A 14,648-nucleotide genomic window follows, 5' to 3' on the forward strand; every position below is an offset into this window, starting at 1 on the left:
AACGCCTTCATGGTTCTTCCACCGGGCTTGGCGTCCGATTTATCCCTGTGGAGGAGACAGGTGGCGCCGCTGCCCGGCACACCGCCTCGTCTCGGGGGCGGGGTCGCCGCCACCGCGAGCGGGGCCAGGGGACCGCTGCGCTGGGGCCGCTCGCGACGGTCTCAGCGCTTGCGTAGCACCATCGCGAGGTTCCAGGTGACGATCTCGCGGGCCCCGGGCACCTTCAGGATCACCTTCGCCCAGTCCGGCAGGTAACGCGGCATCGCGTCGAGGATCTCGACGTCGGCGCGGCGGCGTGCCCAGGACAGCGTGTCGGCGACCGACACCGGGAACAGTGTCCGGCCGTAGATGTTCTTCGGCGCCTGCCCCTTGCGGCGCTCGAAGCGGGCCGCTGCCCGGTCACCACCGAGGTAGTGCCATGGCGCCGTCTCATGGCCGCCCCAGGGCGACAGCCAGTTGGTGTAGCTGAGGAAGATCAGCCCGCCGGGGCGGGTGACCCGGACCAGTTCCGAGCACATCCGCCACGGGTCGGGGACGTGCTCCAGGACGTTGGACGTGTAGCACAGGTCGACGCTGCCGGACAGGAACGGCAGGTCCAGCGCGCTGCCCCGGACTCGGCCGGGGACCTCGATGCCCCCGGCCTCCATCTCCGAGACGTCCGGCTCGACCCAGACGTAGCGGGCGCCGGCGTCGAGGAACGCCGAACGGAAGTAGCCCGGACCGCCGCCGACGTCCAGCACGAGCTGGCCGGTCAGCGAGGTGTACCGCATGAGCTGGCGGACGGAGTCCGCGGCGATCAGCGAGTAGAACCCCGCCGGGTCGACGGGCTCCTTGCGGTGGGCGAGGAAGAGGGTCTTCGACCGGCTAAGGCCCCAGCCGGAGTACGGCAGCGTGCGCACGAGGGGCGCCTCGCCGTCCGGGTCGGAGGGCCCCGCTGTCGCCGTCGTGGGCTCGGCGGAAGTCGCCGCGGATGCCGCCGTGTCAGACATGGCGGGGACGATAACACTCCGGCCGCGGGGGGCAGCCGGCCCCGGGCGAGGGTCGGTCGATGCCTCGCGGGTCGGGGTCCGGCGGGCCTGTGCAGGGGCGGGAGGGCATCCCCGGTGGGGCCTGGCGGGGAGTGGGAGGGCATCTCCGGTGGGGTCGGCGGGAGCGGGCGCAAGCCCTCCTGCGGGGTTGGCTCGGTCGGGCGAGGCGGGATGCGCCGTCCCCGGTGTATCGCCGCGCGGGCGTCGGGTGCGGTGGACGGAGGATCTCGCTATGCGTTTGCCCAGCTCGCGCGCGATGTGTGGAATCGACGGGTCGGGAGGTTTATCGTTTACCTGCCCCACGTTCCTTTTTTCCGTTGGTTTCTCCTCGTTCCCTGACCCGGCGACGTGCGTTCCCGGTGAACCCAAGGATGGGTGATGGTAGTGGCGCGCCCGACCACCAAGTCGGATCCGATGAATTTCCGAAAACTCGGATCCCCGCGACATTCTGTGCTATCCGCGATCATCAGGCCAGGTCGCGTGATCCCCCCGAGCCCTCGACCGGCCAGGTAGCGGGCCGGATGTCCCAGACCTTTGAAACCCTGGGCCGACCCCTGCCACCTGCGCCGAGTGCATTCTCGCCGGCCTGGCGGCACGTCCTCGACCGGCCGCTGGGTATCCGCACGGAACTCGACCGCATGCGCCGGCAGGCTCCCTTTTACGACGCGACGGTCGACGAGATCGACGGCCGCCGGATACGGATCGGTGACCACTGGCTCACCGATTTCGCCTCCTGTAACTATCTGGGGCTAGATCTCGATCGGGAGATCATCGAGGCGGTTCCGGCGTACCTGGACCTGTGGGGTACGCATCCGAGCTGGTCACGGTTGATTGCCAGCCCGCGCCCCTACGACGACATCGAGCGCATGCTCGCGGAGCTGCTCGGCGCCGAGGACGCGCTGCTGCTGCCGACCATCACCCATATCCAACATTCGGTGCTGCCGGCGCTGGTCGGCCGGGGCGCGCTGTTCGTCGAGCTCCACGCCCACCAGACCGCCCACGACGGGGCCGCGATGGTCGCCAGCCGCGGCGGGACCGTCGCGCGGTTCCGGGAGGACCGGCTCGACCGGCTGGACCGGCTGTTGCGCGCGGCCCCCCATCCCCGGGTGATCTGCGTCGACGGGGTGCACAGCATGACGGGCAACGGGCCGCCGCTTGACGAGCTCCTCCCGCTCGCGCGTGCCCACGACGCGCTGCTCTACGTCGACGACGCGCACGGTTTCGGCGTTGTCGGGGAGCGCGGCCCCGACGAGTCGAGCCCGTACGGCAGCCGCGGCAACGGCATCGTGCGCCATCTCGGCGCCGGCTACGACAACCTGGTGCTCGTCGGCGGGTTCTCCAAGGCGTACTCGTCGCTGCTCGCGTTCGTCGCCTGCCCGACGGAGGTGAAGGAGTACCTGAAGTCCGCGGCCGGGCCGTACATCTTCTCCGGCCCGTCGCCGGTCGCGTCGCTGGCGACGGGCCTGGTCGGCCTGCGGGTCAACGAGCGGCGCGGGGAGGCGCTGCGGGCCCGGTTGCACCGGCTGACCAGCCGGTTCCTCGACGGGCTGCGCGGGCTGGGCCTGGGCACGCTCAACACCAGCGGATTCCCGATCGTCGAGATCCCGCTGCTGGATGCGGACAACGCCGACCCGCTGGGCCGCTTCCTGTACGAGCGGGGGGTCTTCGCGTCGGTGGTGCCCTTCCCCGTCGTCCCTCGCGACCAGGTCGGGGTGCGGATCCAGATCACTGCCGCGAACACCGACGACGAGATCGACCACCTGCTCGCCGTCCTCGGCGAGGCCGGTGACCGCTTCCCGCTGGTGGCGGCGAGCGGCCCGCCCGATCCCGGCTGAGCCGCCGGTACCCGACGACTGGCGGCCGGTCAGCCCGCGGGCGGCGCGAGGCGGGCGACCGGCCGCCGGTCGCGGTCGAGCCGGACGTCGGCGTCGCGCACCCGCGCCAGCACCGCGAGGTAGTCGGCCCGAGGGATCTCCAGCGCGCCGAGGTCGACGAGGTGGTCCGTCGTCATCTGGACGTCCATCAGCACGCCTCCGGCGGCGGCGAAACGCGCGTCGAAGTCGGCGAGGGCGACCTTCGAGGCGTCGGTGCGGGCGTGGAACATCGACTCGCCGGCGAACACGCCGCCGATCCCGACCCCGTAGACGCCGCCGACGAGGTCGTCGCCGTCCCAGACCTCCAGGCTGTGAGCCCATCCCAGGGCGTGCAGCCGGGCGTAGCCGTCGATCAGCTCGTCGGTGATCCAGCCCGACGTGCCGTCGCGCTGGCAGCCCCGGACCACCTCGACGAAGGCCTCGTCGACGGTCGTCGTCCACCCGCAGTTGCGCAGCCGCTTGCGCAGCGAGCGGTTCACCCGCACCCCGCCGGTGGGGATCACCGCCCGCGGGTCGGGGCTCCACCAGGGCAGGTCGTAACCGCCGGGACGGTCGGGGGACAGATGCCGCACCCGGCGGGCCGCGACGGCGGCCCGCAACAGGTCACGCAGACCACCCGCGCCGGCCGGCGCCGGCTCGTCGGCCTCGGCGCCCTCCGGTTCGTCCCCGGTGGGCCACGGGAACGCCCCCGCCCGGTAGGCGCCGACCAGTGTCGCCGGGTCCAGCGTGCCCCCGACCGCGACCGGTGCCCGGCCGGGGCTGCGCAGGAGCGAGAAGCCGTCCCACACGGTGGGACCCACCGCGCGGGGCGCCGCGGTCACCGCCACGGGCTGCCCGCCGGCGTCGATCCGGGGGCCACCGGAGTGTTGCGCACGCCACCCTCCCTCGTCGGGGCGCGGCCGCCGGTGCGGCGAGCCCCGCGGTCGGCCACGGGGTCGCGAGCCGCCTCCCGGGCGCCCGCCTCGCGGGGCGTCGCAAGCCCGACCGCCTCCCGCGTCGTCGTCTCCTGCGTCGTCGTCTCCTGCGTCGTCGTCTCCTGCGTCGTCGTCTCCTGCGTCGTCGTCTCCTGCGTCGTCGTCTCCTGCGTCGTCGTCTCCTGCGTCGTCGTCTCCTGCGTCGTCGTCTCCCGCGTCGCCATCTCCCGCGTCGCCGTCTCCAGGTCGATCGTGCCAGCCAGCGCCGCCTGTCGCCGGAGTTGTTCGGTAACCAGCTCGGACGGGCCGGGTTCGCCGAGGAAGTAGCCCTGCGCGAGGTCGCAACCGACCTCGCGCAGCATCCGCACCGCCGCCGCGGTCTCCACCCCCTCGACGACGATCCGCAGGTCGAGGGCGTGCGCCAGGCCCACGGTGGATCGCACGATCGCCTCGGCCCGGCTGTCGTCCGCCACCCGCTGGATGAACGACTTGTCGAGCTTGAGTACGTTCACGGGCAGTTCGAGCAGCCGCGCCAGCGACGAGTAGCCGGTGCCGTAGTCGTCGACGGCGATGCCGATGCCCAGCGCCCGCAGCTCCCCGAGCACGGTGGCCGACCGCACCCGGTCGAGCATGAGCGTCGTCTCGGTGATCTCCAGCTCCAGCACTGCGGGGCTCAGGCCGAAGCCGGCGAGCATCCCGCTGACCTGCGCGGGGAAGCCCCGGTCGAGCAGGTCGGAGGCGGACAGGTTGACGGCCACGGCGACCTCGAGGCCGGCGGCGTGCCAGCGCCGGCACTGGTCGAGGGCGGTGTGCAGCACCTCGATCGTGAGCATCCGCATGAACCCGGCCTGCTCGGCCAGCGGGACGAACTCCTCCGGGCCGAGCAGGCCCCTGGTCGGGTGCCGCCAGCGGACGAGGGCCTCGACGGACTCCGTCCGCCCGGAGCCGAGATCGACCTTGACCTGGTAGTGCACCTCCAACTGGCCGGTGCCGAGGGCGGCCCGCAGCGACTCGATCATGTCCAGTCGGACGAGGCTGTTCACGTCGGCGCCCGGCCGGTAGGACTCCACGCCGGTGCGGCCCGACTTCGCCGCGTACATCGCCACGTCGGCGCGCTGCAGCAGGGTGTGCGCGTCCTGCGCATGGTCCGGGTAGACGGCCGCCCCGATGCTCGCGCCCACGTGCAGCGTCACGCCCCCGACGTCGAAGGGATCGGCGAGCACGGTCAGCACCCGGTCGGCGACCCGGCGGGCGGCGTCGGCGTCGGCGTGTTCGAGCAGCACCGCGAACTCGTCACCGCCGAGGCGGGCGTGCAGGTCACCCGGGCGCAGGGCGTCGGAGATGCGGGTGCCGACCTGGGTCAGCAGCGCGTCCCCGACCTGGTGGCCGAGCGAGTCGTTGATCTCCTTGAACCGGTCGAGGTCGAGCAGCAGCAGGGCGAAGGTGTCCGGTCCGGTGGTGCGTTGCTCGGCCCGGGTCAGCCGCTCGATGAAGCCACGGCGGTTGGCCAGGCCGGTGAGGTCGTCGGTGCGGGCCAGCACCCTGCTTTCCGCGAGCTGCTGGACCTCGATGAAGGTGAAGGCCGCGCGGGCCAGGGCGGACAGCACCGTCGCCGCCGCGAGCGCCACGGTGACCGCCGGCAGGTCGATCGCGGCGCCGAGCACCAGCAGGCCCAGCGCGACCGTCGCGAGGACCAGCGGCACGGCGATCACGCCCCACCCGGACATCTTCGCCGGCGGCTGCCAGCGCGGGCGCAGCCAGGACGCCAGCGCCGGCATGAGCACCGAAAGCAGCCACAGGCTGGACAGCACCCCGTTCGACGGCGTGTGCCCGGCGGTGACGATCACGAGCAGCAGCGAGTCGGCCAGGGCGAAGCTCACCAGGCCGGCGCCCAGCAGCCACCACACCCGCCCCGGGCGCCAGCCCAGCAGCCCGAACACGGTGACGACGAGCAGGATCAGCAGCAGGTCCGCCAGCGGGTAGATGACGTTGACGGTCATCGTCCACGCGCTGTGCTCGGGGTTGGCCCGCGCCATCGCCACCCCGATGCCGCTGGTCAGCGCGGCCACGCCGAGCAGCCCGACGAACGCGTCCAGCCAGACACTGCGGTGCAGCCGGACCAGCCGCCGGCGCAGCAGCAGGATCACGGCGACGTAGCAGGCCGGGTAGAACAGCAGCCAGGCGAGATCCGCCAGCGAGGGCTGGATGTCGTCGCCCCGCCCGTCCACGGCGACGTTGTGGTAGATCGTCCCGCAGCCGTAGCTGATGAGCCCGGCGCCGAGCAGTGCCCAGGGGGTGCGCTCGCCGCGGACGAGGACGGCCCGGGACACGCAGATCAGGCCGGAGCCGATGGCGACGCCATAGCTCAGCGACCGGGCCTCGTGGCCGAAGCGTGGCATGTCCACGAACGAGGCGACGGACAGGGCGAGCGTGGCGAGGATGAGCAGTAGCTGGGCGAACCGGATCAGGCGGAACCTGCGTGGGGGAGGTGGCGATGTGGTCAACCGGTCATCCCCCCGCCGGATGCTGCGTGCGGGCCCGCGAGCCGGGCCCCCGGTTGCGGCCCGGCGCGGTCGGCGTGCGTGAGCCGGTCGACCGTCCGCCGCGGCGAGCCGTCCGGCGAGCCGACCGCCGGGCGCGGACCGGGCCGCGTGGCCGCCCCCGCCGCCCCGGGCTGCGCCCCGGACTCCGATCGATGGTCACGGTATGTGACCATCTGTGGGGTGGGCGGAGGGATGCCACCACCTTCGCGCAAAAGGGTACGGACACCCCGGAGGCCCCGCCACCCGGGCACCAGACGGCCGTCCTGGCGGCTACCGGACGGAACATGCCTGGATTGTCGTACATCCGGGTTTCCTGGCATTACGGGTGGAAGTCCGTCGCGAGATGCCTGTTGTGATGTTGGGTCTGGTGGGCGTGTACGGCGGGGATACCGTTCTACGAGCGACTCTCCGTGTACGGATGGGAGGTCTATCGTCACCGACGACTTCACCTCGCCACAGGGCCGGGGTCCTCGTCAAGATCGTCAACACGCTCGACGCCCTCTCCGGCGGTCGGGCCTGGCTCGGCATCGGGGCGGCCTGGTCCGAGGCGGAGACAGCGGGCCGCGGCCCGCGGCCCGCCGTTCCCGCCACTGGCCGAACGCTTCGAACGCCTCGCGGAGACCCTCGAGATCTGCCTGCGGAGGTGGAGCGACGACGAAAGCCCCTATTCCGGCCGGCACCATCGGTCGGTACTATCGGCTGGCCCGGCCGCTCAACTCGCCGCAGGTGCTGACCCGGCCGCATCCGCCCATCCTGATCGGCGGCGGCGGCGAACGGAAGACGCTGCGGCTGGTGGCCCGTTACGCCCAGGCTGGCAATCTCTTTCCCGGCCCGGAGCTGCCGCGAAAGCTCGACATCCTGCGGACGCACTGCGAGGCCGAGGGTCGGGATTACCGCGAAATCCGGAAGACCACGACCTGTTCCTTCGACGTCGGACCGAACGGGGAGCGGGTCGAAAGGATTCTCGACGACCTGGGCCGGCCGGCCGAACTCGGCGTGCAGGCGGTCACCGGCGGTGTGCGGGACGGGTGCCGGCGGCGAGCGGCCGGCTCCGGGTGGGCCGGCGTGGCCCGTGGACGCCCACCCGGAACCGGCCTGGGTGCCGGTCTTCGAGGGGGCAACTCGTTGCCGACCGGCACCCGGAGTGCGGCCCCACGGCCGGGGACCTCCCGTCCATCCGGCCGCGGCCGCGTGACCACGAGTTCACCGCACCCCGGGCGGCCTGACCAGAGCATCGGGGAGGCAATCGACCGGACAGGCCCACGACCGGACAGGCCCACGACCGGACAGGCCCACGACCGGACAGGCCCACGACCGGACAGGCCCACGACCGGACAGGAAAGGGACATCGAGGATGCACCGGTTCCTGTTCCGGTAATTCTGCCCGTTCGTCTCATCCCACTGACTATCCTGATCTCGGGGTGCGGCGGTGGCGAGAGAACGGAGTCGATGTGTCGGTCGATAGGCATCCGGGATGGATGCCGAACATTCTCCGACGCTTTCGTGAGGCGCACGGCCTGACCCAGGACGGTCTCGCCGGGCGGCTGCGCGGGCTGCCGGAAAAAAGCGGATTCNCCCCGCCGGCGGCGACCGCGGAAATGATTCGCCGCCACGAACTCGGCAAGGTTTTTCCCGGGGTCGCCTATCGGCGCTCCTACTGCCAGTTGTTCGGCGTCACGGAGCCCGAGCTGGGGTTCCGGCTACCGCTGCCGGGGGAGTCCGTCGCCGGTGGGCACACCGGCGGGTCCGGGCCGCGGGCGGTGGCCGCGGACGCGGAGATGGACGCGGAGATGGACGCGGCCTGGTCGGGGCTCGTGGGCCTGGCGGGCCGCCGCTCGCAGCCGCCCGGGTCGGCTCGGCCCGGGTCAGGTCCTGGGTCAGGTCCCGGTCCAGGTCCCGGATCAGGCCGGGCGGCATCGGCTGGTTCGGTACCGCCGGGATCGACTGGCGGCGGGCCGTCAGGGTCGGCGGGNCTCCCCGGGGCGTGGACGCGGCGCAGCAGTGAGCTGCTGGCCGCCTACCTGGCCGCCGCAGTGCAGGGTGCGGGGTCCGCGCGACCGTGGCCCGCGGCCTCGGGCGCCGCGGCGGGCACACCGTCGCCGGCGGCGGGAGGTCGGGTCACGGTGCCCGGCGCGCCGATCGTGGTGCCGGCGGCCCGCAGCGCCGGGCCGGCGCGAGCACGCCCGGTCCCCGCGCCCGCCGCCGCCGCAGCGACCCAGCCGGCGCAGGCCGACGAGTGGGACTCCGTTCGCCTCGCCCACGAGTGGCTGCTGCTGGAACCGCCCCAGGTCGTGGAGCTCGCCGCCGGGCGGCATGTCGGCGCGGCCCTGGCGGAGAAGGTGGAGGGACGGGTCGGGCAGTTCCGCCGGCTGGACGATTACGTCGGTGGGCGCGACCTCGTCGGTCTGGTCGAACGGGAACTCCTCGGCACCGTGACGATGCTGCGCGAGGCGATCTACGACGCTGCGGTCGGTCGCCGGCTGCTGTCGTCGGTGGCCCAGCTCTGCCAGCTCGCCGGGTGGATCGCCGCCGACGCCGGGCGGCACGGGGCGGCGGGGCGCTTCCTCACCGGCGGGATCCGGGCCGCGCACGCCGGCGGGGACACCGCGCTGGCCGCGAACCTGATCTCCACCCAGGCCTACCAGACGGTCAACCACGCCGATCCCCGGCAGGGGGTGCTGCTCGCGCAGACCGCCTGTGCCGGGGTCGGGCGCTCGGCATCGGCGACCACCCGGGCGTTGCTCGCCGACAGGCTTGCCTGGGCGCACGCCCGGGCCGGGGAACGGCGGGCCTGCGAGCAGACGCTCGCCGTCGTGGAGCGGCTCTACGACCGCACCGATCCGGCCGCGGACCCCGAATGGGTCTACTGGCTGGACGCCCGCGAGATCGACGTGATGGCCGGCAGGTGCTGGACCGAGCTGCGCCGCCCCGATCGGGCCGAGGATCGGCTGCGGCACGGCCTGACCGGCTACGACCCGTTGCGCGCCCGCGAGATCTCGCTGTACGAGACGTGGTTCGCCGAGGTCCACCTGCAACAGGGCGACGTCGAGCGGGCCTGCGAGCGGGCCCTGCGCGCCGCCCGGCTCGACGCCCGGGTGAACTCCGCGCGCACCGCCGAGCGGTTGCGCATGCTGGCCCGCCGGCTCGGCGGGTACCGCTCCGTGCGGGCGGTCCGTGAGTTCGGCGAGGTCTACCGGACGCTGCGGGAGACGGTGCCCGGCGGTGGCGGTGGCGGTGGTGGTCGGCCGCGCCCGGAACCGGGGGCGGCCAACCGACCCGTGCCGCCCGCCACGGCCCGCGCTGATGCCCGGCGACCGGCTTACGGCGGCTAGCGGAGCAACGCGAGGTAGTCCGTGCCGGCGTGTACCGCCGAGCCGATCATGATGGCCGCGAGCGCGCTGGTCGCCAGCAGGACCGTCGCGGGCACCCGGGTGGCGCCGGATGATCCGTCGAGCAGCGCCGTCATCCGTTCGGCGACGCCGCTGTGGTCGAAGCCGCAGGTGGTGGGCGTCGACCGGGGTTCTCCCGCGGCGCCCGGTCCGTGGCGCTGGGCCTCGCGCAGCGTCGCCAGCGAGACCTTCCCGAGCGCCCGGGCGAGGACGCGACGCTGCCCCGTCGCGCGGGCCGCGTGCTCGTCGGCCCACCGCTCGCAGGCATTCTCGACGAGACCGGGCAGGCGTCTGAGCAGCGGATCCACCGCCGCGCAACAGGCGACGATCATCCGTAGCCAGTGATGTCCCCCGGCGAGATGGGCATGCTCGTGGGCCAGGACGGCGTCCTGCTCGGCGCTGTCCAGGCAGTCGATCATGCCTGCGGTGATGACGACCCGCCCCCCGGTGACGCCACCGATCGCGCAGGCGTCGGGCTGGCCTAGCGGGACGACGTGGACCCGCCCGGGCGGTAGCCGGCGGACCAGCCGCTCCGCCCTGATCAGATCCCGGCCGATGCGCGTGGCCGCGGCCAGCAACATGCCGGCAGTGGCTCCGACGGCCAGAACGGCCGCCGCGCCCGCCGAGGACGGCGGGAGCTCGGCTGGCGGTGCGCCGACGGTCGCACCGAGCCGATGCGCGAGCGCCGGCATCCGATCGACGAAGCTCACCGCCAGCAACGTCAGGGACCACACCCAGCCGGCCGCCGCGATCACCGCACCGGCGGTCAGCGCCGCCGGCTTCACCCGGTAGGGCAGCCGGCGGGCGAGCGCCGGTGCGCACATCGCGACCACGATGTTGACGACCAGGGGAACCCAGACCATGTACCTCACCGGTACCACCGGTCGCCCAGCGGCCCGTCCTGTCGCGCGGACGGCCGGCTGGCACGCGCCGACCCGCAGGAGGCCGGGCTCATGGCCGTGAGCCCGGCAGCTCGCCCGCGACGGGTACCGAGCCGCCGCCCGTCGAAGGCTCGTCGTCCTCGGCGGCGGCAAGCAACGCGAGGAGGGTGGCCTCGTCGTCGGCCGTGAGCCCGGCGACGAAGTGGCTGAGGACCTCGGCCCGGCCCCGGCCGTCCCCGAGCAGCCCGCGCATGCGGTCAGCGAGCTGCCGGGCCGCGGCCGCCGTGGGGGTGTAGGCGTGACCACGGCCGGCGACTGTCCGTTCCAGCATGCCCTTGCCGTGCAGCCGGGCGAGCGTCGTCGCGACGCTCGTGTAGGCGAGCTCGTGACCGTCCCGGATCAGGGCCTCCTGGGTCTGGCTCGGGGTGAGCGGCCCGTCGGCCTCCCACAGCACGGCGAGGACGGCGGACTCCAGCTCCCCGGCCACCCGCCGCCCAGGCCCCTTGCCACGCATGGCTGAAGTCTAACCGCGTCTTACGACACCGGTAGTATTACTATCCCTGTAGTACTACAGAGATAGATGATGATGCGTCGCCCCCGCGCGGCGCCGCCCCGGATGGGAGTCACGGTGGGACCAACGCAGATCAATGGCCTGCCAGCGCATGCGCTGCTCGTACACGTCGTCGTCGTGCTCGTGCCGCTCGCCGCGCTGCTGGTCGTGCTGTCGGCCGTCTGGCCCGCCGCCCGGCGCCGGCTCGGCGTGCTCACGCCGTCGGTCGCCCTGGTCGCGTTGGTGAGCGTGCCGCTGACGACCCACGCCGGGGAATGGCTCGAGGCGCGGGTCCCATCGGACCCGTTGGTCCGCCGGCACACCGAGCTCGGCGACGGACTGCTGCCCTGGGCGATCGGGCTGTTCGTCCTGGCGGCGGCGGTCTGGTGGTGGGGCCGGCGGGCCGAGGTCGGTGGGTCCACCGACGGCGGGTCCGGCGGCGGCGGGACGCACGCCGCCGCGCGCCCCAGCGGGCTGGTGGTGGTGATCGCGCTCGCGGTTCTGAGCGTGGTGGTCGCCGTCGGCTCGGTGGTGCAGATCTACCGGATCGGTGACAGCGGGGCGAAGGCCGTCTGGCACGACAGCTTCAATCCGAACCCTGGACCGGGCGAACACGGCTGAACGTCCTGGGCGGAGGCGCCGAGGCCGGCGGGTGCCTCGGCGCCCGCCAGGGTGCGCACGACCCCGCCGCGGGGCCGCGTCGAGTAGGTCAGCAGCGCTACCCTCGCCGGATCTCCCTGCCGGCGTGGTTGATGCTGTCGTGGTCGGTGCTGTCGTGGTCGGTGCTGTCGTGGTNGGTGCTGTCGTGGTGGGTGCTGTCGTGGTGGGTGCCGTCGGGGTGGGTGCTGTCGCGGCCGGGGGCCGGGTGGGCTTCGGCGCGGGCGGCCTGTTCGACCTCGAGCAGGGACTCGGCGTGCCGCTCCGCCTCGAAGGCCTTCACCCCGCCGCGGACCCCGAACAGCCGCTTGCTGGCGACCAGATAGGCCACCGCACCGAGGTTGAGGACGAGGGCGCCGATCCGCAGCACCGTGATGCGCTCGGTGAGCTCGTAGATCTCCAGCGGCAGGAACGCCGAGGTCGCCACGACCGCGAAGTACTCGCCCCAGCGCTTGAGCAGCCACAGCCCGACCGCCTCGACGATCTGTACCGCCGCGTAGCCGAACAGCAGCACCGCCACCAGCAGCAGCGTCTTCGGCCGGGTGTAGAGCAGGTGGTGCAGGTGCTCGATCGTCGGGGAGTGGTTCAGGTCGAGATGCAGGACGTCGGCGAGCGGCCGCGCCGCGGGCACCGCCCGGTCGAACAGCCGCTGCACGGCCTCCTCGGACTGGCGAAAGCGCAGGATGGCGTAGCCGACGAGAACCATCAGCAGCGCCCGCACCAGGCGCTCCGCGGCCAGCAGTCGCAGCACCGTGGCGTCCCGCAGGGCCCGCCCGCGCAGCAGCACCGGCGCGTCCTGCGCCGGCCCGCCGAGCACCGGCTCACCGACGACGAAGTCCCCGCAGCGCAGGCATCGCCAGCTCACCCCGACGGCGGTCCGGGCGGTCAGCCGCGCGGCCAGCTCGGGTTCGTCAGGCCGAAAGGTGACGTGGCCCTTGCGCGCGCAGGCCCGCAGCTCCCAGTCCACCCGCATCCCTGCCCGCTCCTTCATCNCCGCGTTCACCCACGCGAACCGGCGCCCGCCTGTCCGCGCCTGCCGGACGTGGGCCGGTCAGCACGTCGCCGCAGTCTCGCATCGGACTCGCGCCGTGGACCCGGCACTGACACAATTCCGACATCCGGCCGCAGACCCGGCTTCGGTGACTCGCGGCGGAGTCCGTCACCCGAAGAGGCGTCTCAGCTCGATGGTCAACTCCTTCTCCAGCTCCATGATCGAGCCGTAGAAGAGGCAACGATGACCCTGGACGTCGAACTCGATTGGGGTACTGCGATTGCAGAGCAGTATGCACGGAACATCCCGCCCCCAGACGTAGCCGACTTCTAGGTAGACGTTCGGGTTTGCGTCACTGAGGTCTGCGACCACGAGTCTGGCCGTGCGTATTTTCTCCTTCATGTACTCCAGGACGTCGCCGGTGAACGAAAGTCCGTCCATCCGCTCGCAGAGCAGGCCAACCGAGCGTATGGAAGGCGCGATTCCATAGTTGAGTATGTCGCCGAAGGGCTCGGTGTAGGGCATGGCGACGAAGGCGTGCGACCGTTTCGCCGAGTCGTAGCCGACGCGATCGACTCTTCTCGGCGTCTGCGACCTCTCCTCGAGGAGGGTGCCGCTGATGAGGGACTTCAGGCACCGTCGCATTCTCCGTGCTCAACCCTCGTCTCTCTCGATGAAGGTGATCGCGCGGAGATCGGACGGGTGACGCCCCGTGTCGATTGCCTCGATGACTCCGGCGACCTCGGACTCGAAGGCTTCGACCTCGTCGAGGCCGAAGCCGACACCGTGCAGAGTCAGGCAGATCTCTCGCACCGCAGGAGTCAGCTTGGCCGCAGCAGTGAGTACGGACTGCGAGAAGCGGCGGATCTCTTCGTAGCCAAGCCTCGGCGAGGACTGGGCGCCGACGAACAGAAGGTTCTTGGCGCCGACCCCGATCGGGCGTCGAACCACCAGTTCCTCGCCGATCTGTGGAAGGGCGAGGGAATCTATGCGCGCGGCCGTGGCCACGGCCAGGTCGACACCGTACAACTTCTGTGCGTGCTTCAGAGCAAGCAGATCGGAGTGGTATTCCAGTGCGTCGCCGTGGAGCACACTCAGCTCGACCTGTGCGTATCTTATCCCAACCGCCCCATAGCCTGTAGGTACCCGCGATCACAGGAGCTGTCCGGTGGGGTCGGGGCGAGGTGTGCATGCGCCGGTAAACCGGATATCTCCGGTTACCGTGGGCACTATCCGGTGGTGCTGCTGATCGGGGGATCATGGTGGACGGGCCGTGGGTGGGGTTGGCGGACGCGATCGGCGCGGTGCGGGCGGAGTTGATCGCGGCGATGGTCGCGGGAGCGGATGCTCCCATCCGGTTCTCGGTGGAACCGGTGGAGCTGGAACTGGGCATCGAGGTCCGGACCGGCGGCAAGGCGGACGGGGGTGTGCGGATCGGGGTGGTGTCGATCGGCGCATCCGGGGAGAAGTCCTCGACCTCCACGCATCGGCTCACCGTCCGCCTGCAGCCGGTGGATCCGGCGACGGGCCGGTCTCCGCTGATCGCCGACGACGAATAACCCGACCACTCGCATGGGAACGGACGCTGGCACGGCGGGTCCGGTGCCACCGGGGCAGGTCGTGGAGATCCGCACGGTGCGGGCCGACGGGCGCACGCGGGTGGGGTCGTCTGGCCTGACCGCTGGGACGGAGCCGACGGCACCAGACCCGACGCGGCACTGATCCGCATCGACGATCCGGCCTGGGCACCCCCGCGGGTGGACCGGCTGCGCTGGGGCGCGCTCACCGGCCGTGCCGGTGGCATCGCCGGTGAGGCGGTCG

Annotated in this window: 10 protein-coding genes and 1 pseudogene; 3 read left to right on the plus strand and 8 right to left on the minus strand. The window is 72.4% G+C overall.

From position 1 onward, the window contains the following. Positions 1-161: 161 nt before the first annotated feature. Positions 162-899 (minus strand): class I SAM-dependent methyltransferase, encoded by a 738-nt coding sequence (locus FF36_RS13295; RefSeq protein ID WP_044885402.1) that lies wholly within the window; start codon positions 897-899, stop codon positions 162-164. A 650-nt stretch (positions 900-1,549) separates the two neighbouring features. Here FF36_RS13295 and FF36_RS13300 point away from each other — a divergent pair. After that, complete coding sequence (locus FF36_RS13300; protein ID WP_044885365.1) at positions 1,550-2,863, plus strand: aminotransferase class I/II-fold pyridoxal phosphate-dependent enzyme; 1,314 nt, start codon at positions 1,550-1,552, stop codon at positions 2,861-2,863. 29 nt (positions 2,864-2,892) lie between these two features. Here FF36_RS13300 and aat read toward each other — a convergent pair whose 3' ends face one another. From aat to FF36_RS13330, 4 genes are all read right to left on the minus strand, one after another. Beyond that, on the minus strand, positions 2,893-3,729 hold the full coding sequence (gene aat / locus FF36_RS13305; protein ID WP_044885366.1) for a leucyl/phenylalanyl-tRNA--protein transferase: 837 nt from the start codon (positions 3,727-3,729) through the stop codon (positions 2,893-2,895). Beyond that, positions 3,720-6,320, minus strand: coding sequence for a putative bifunctional diguanylate cyclase/phosphodiesterase (locus FF36_RS13310; protein ID WP_242422474.1), 2,601 nt, complete (start codon positions 6,318-6,320; stop codon positions 3,720-3,722). The genes aat and FF36_RS13310 overlap by 10 nt, the downstream gene beginning before the upstream one ends. 3,367 nt (positions 6,321-9,687) lie before the next feature. After that, positions 9,688-10,611: a M56 family metallopeptidase gene (locus tag FF36_RS13325; RefSeq protein ID WP_052681095.1), complete on the minus strand. Its 924-nt coding sequence runs from the start codon at positions 10,609-10,611 to the stop codon at positions 9,688-9,690. Positions 10,612-10,699: 88 nt separating this feature from the next. Beyond that, complete coding sequence (locus FF36_RS13330) at positions 10,700-11,143, minus strand: BlaI/MecI/CopY family transcriptional regulator (RefSeq protein ID WP_044885368.1); 444 nt, start codon at positions 11,141-11,143, stop codon at positions 10,700-10,702. Positions 11,144-11,257: 114 nt separating this feature from the next. Here FF36_RS13330 and FF36_RS13335 point away from each other — a divergent pair, with 114 nt between their 5' ends. After that, a complete protein-coding gene (locus FF36_RS13335; RefSeq protein ID WP_173667357.1) occupies positions 11,258-11,800 on the plus strand; it encodes a DUF2231 domain-containing protein in 543 nt (180 codons plus the stop codon). 175 nt (positions 11,801-11,975) lie between these two features. On the opposite strand, the pseudogene FF36_RS37855 reads toward FF36_RS13335, so the two are convergent. The 3 genes and pseudogenes from FF36_RS37855 to FF36_RS13350 all read right to left on the minus strand — a co-directional run. Further along, positions 11,976-12,827: pseudogene (locus tag FF36_RS37855) on the minus strand (DUF2127 domain-containing protein); the annotation flags it as partial. A gap of 168 nt (positions 12,828-12,995) precedes the next feature. Beyond that, entirely contained in the window at positions 12,996-13,472 is a 477-nt protein-coding gene (locus FF36_RS13345; protein ID WP_044885370.1) for a hypothetical protein, read from the minus strand. Between the two features lie 9 nt (positions 13,473-13,481). Continuing rightward, the gene (locus tag FF36_RS13350) at positions 13,482-13,919 is read right to left on the minus strand and encodes a hypothetical protein (protein WP_044885371.1); all 438 of its coding nucleotides are present in this window, start codon (positions 13,917-13,919) and stop codon (positions 13,482-13,484) included. A gap of 167 nt (positions 13,920-14,086) precedes the next feature. Here FF36_RS13350 and FF36_RS13355 point away from each other — a divergent pair, with 167 nt between their 5' ends. Then, positions 14,087-14,386 (plus strand): trypco2 family protein, encoded by a 300-nt coding sequence (locus FF36_RS13355; protein ID WP_044885372.1) that lies wholly within the window; start codon positions 14,087-14,089, stop codon positions 14,384-14,386. Positions 14,387-14,648 lie beyond the last annotated feature (262 nt).

The sequence above is a fragment of the Frankia torreyi genome, assembly GCF_000948395.1.
GTDB lineage: Bacteria > Actinomycetota > Actinomycetes > Frankiales > Frankiaceae > Frankia > Frankia torreyi.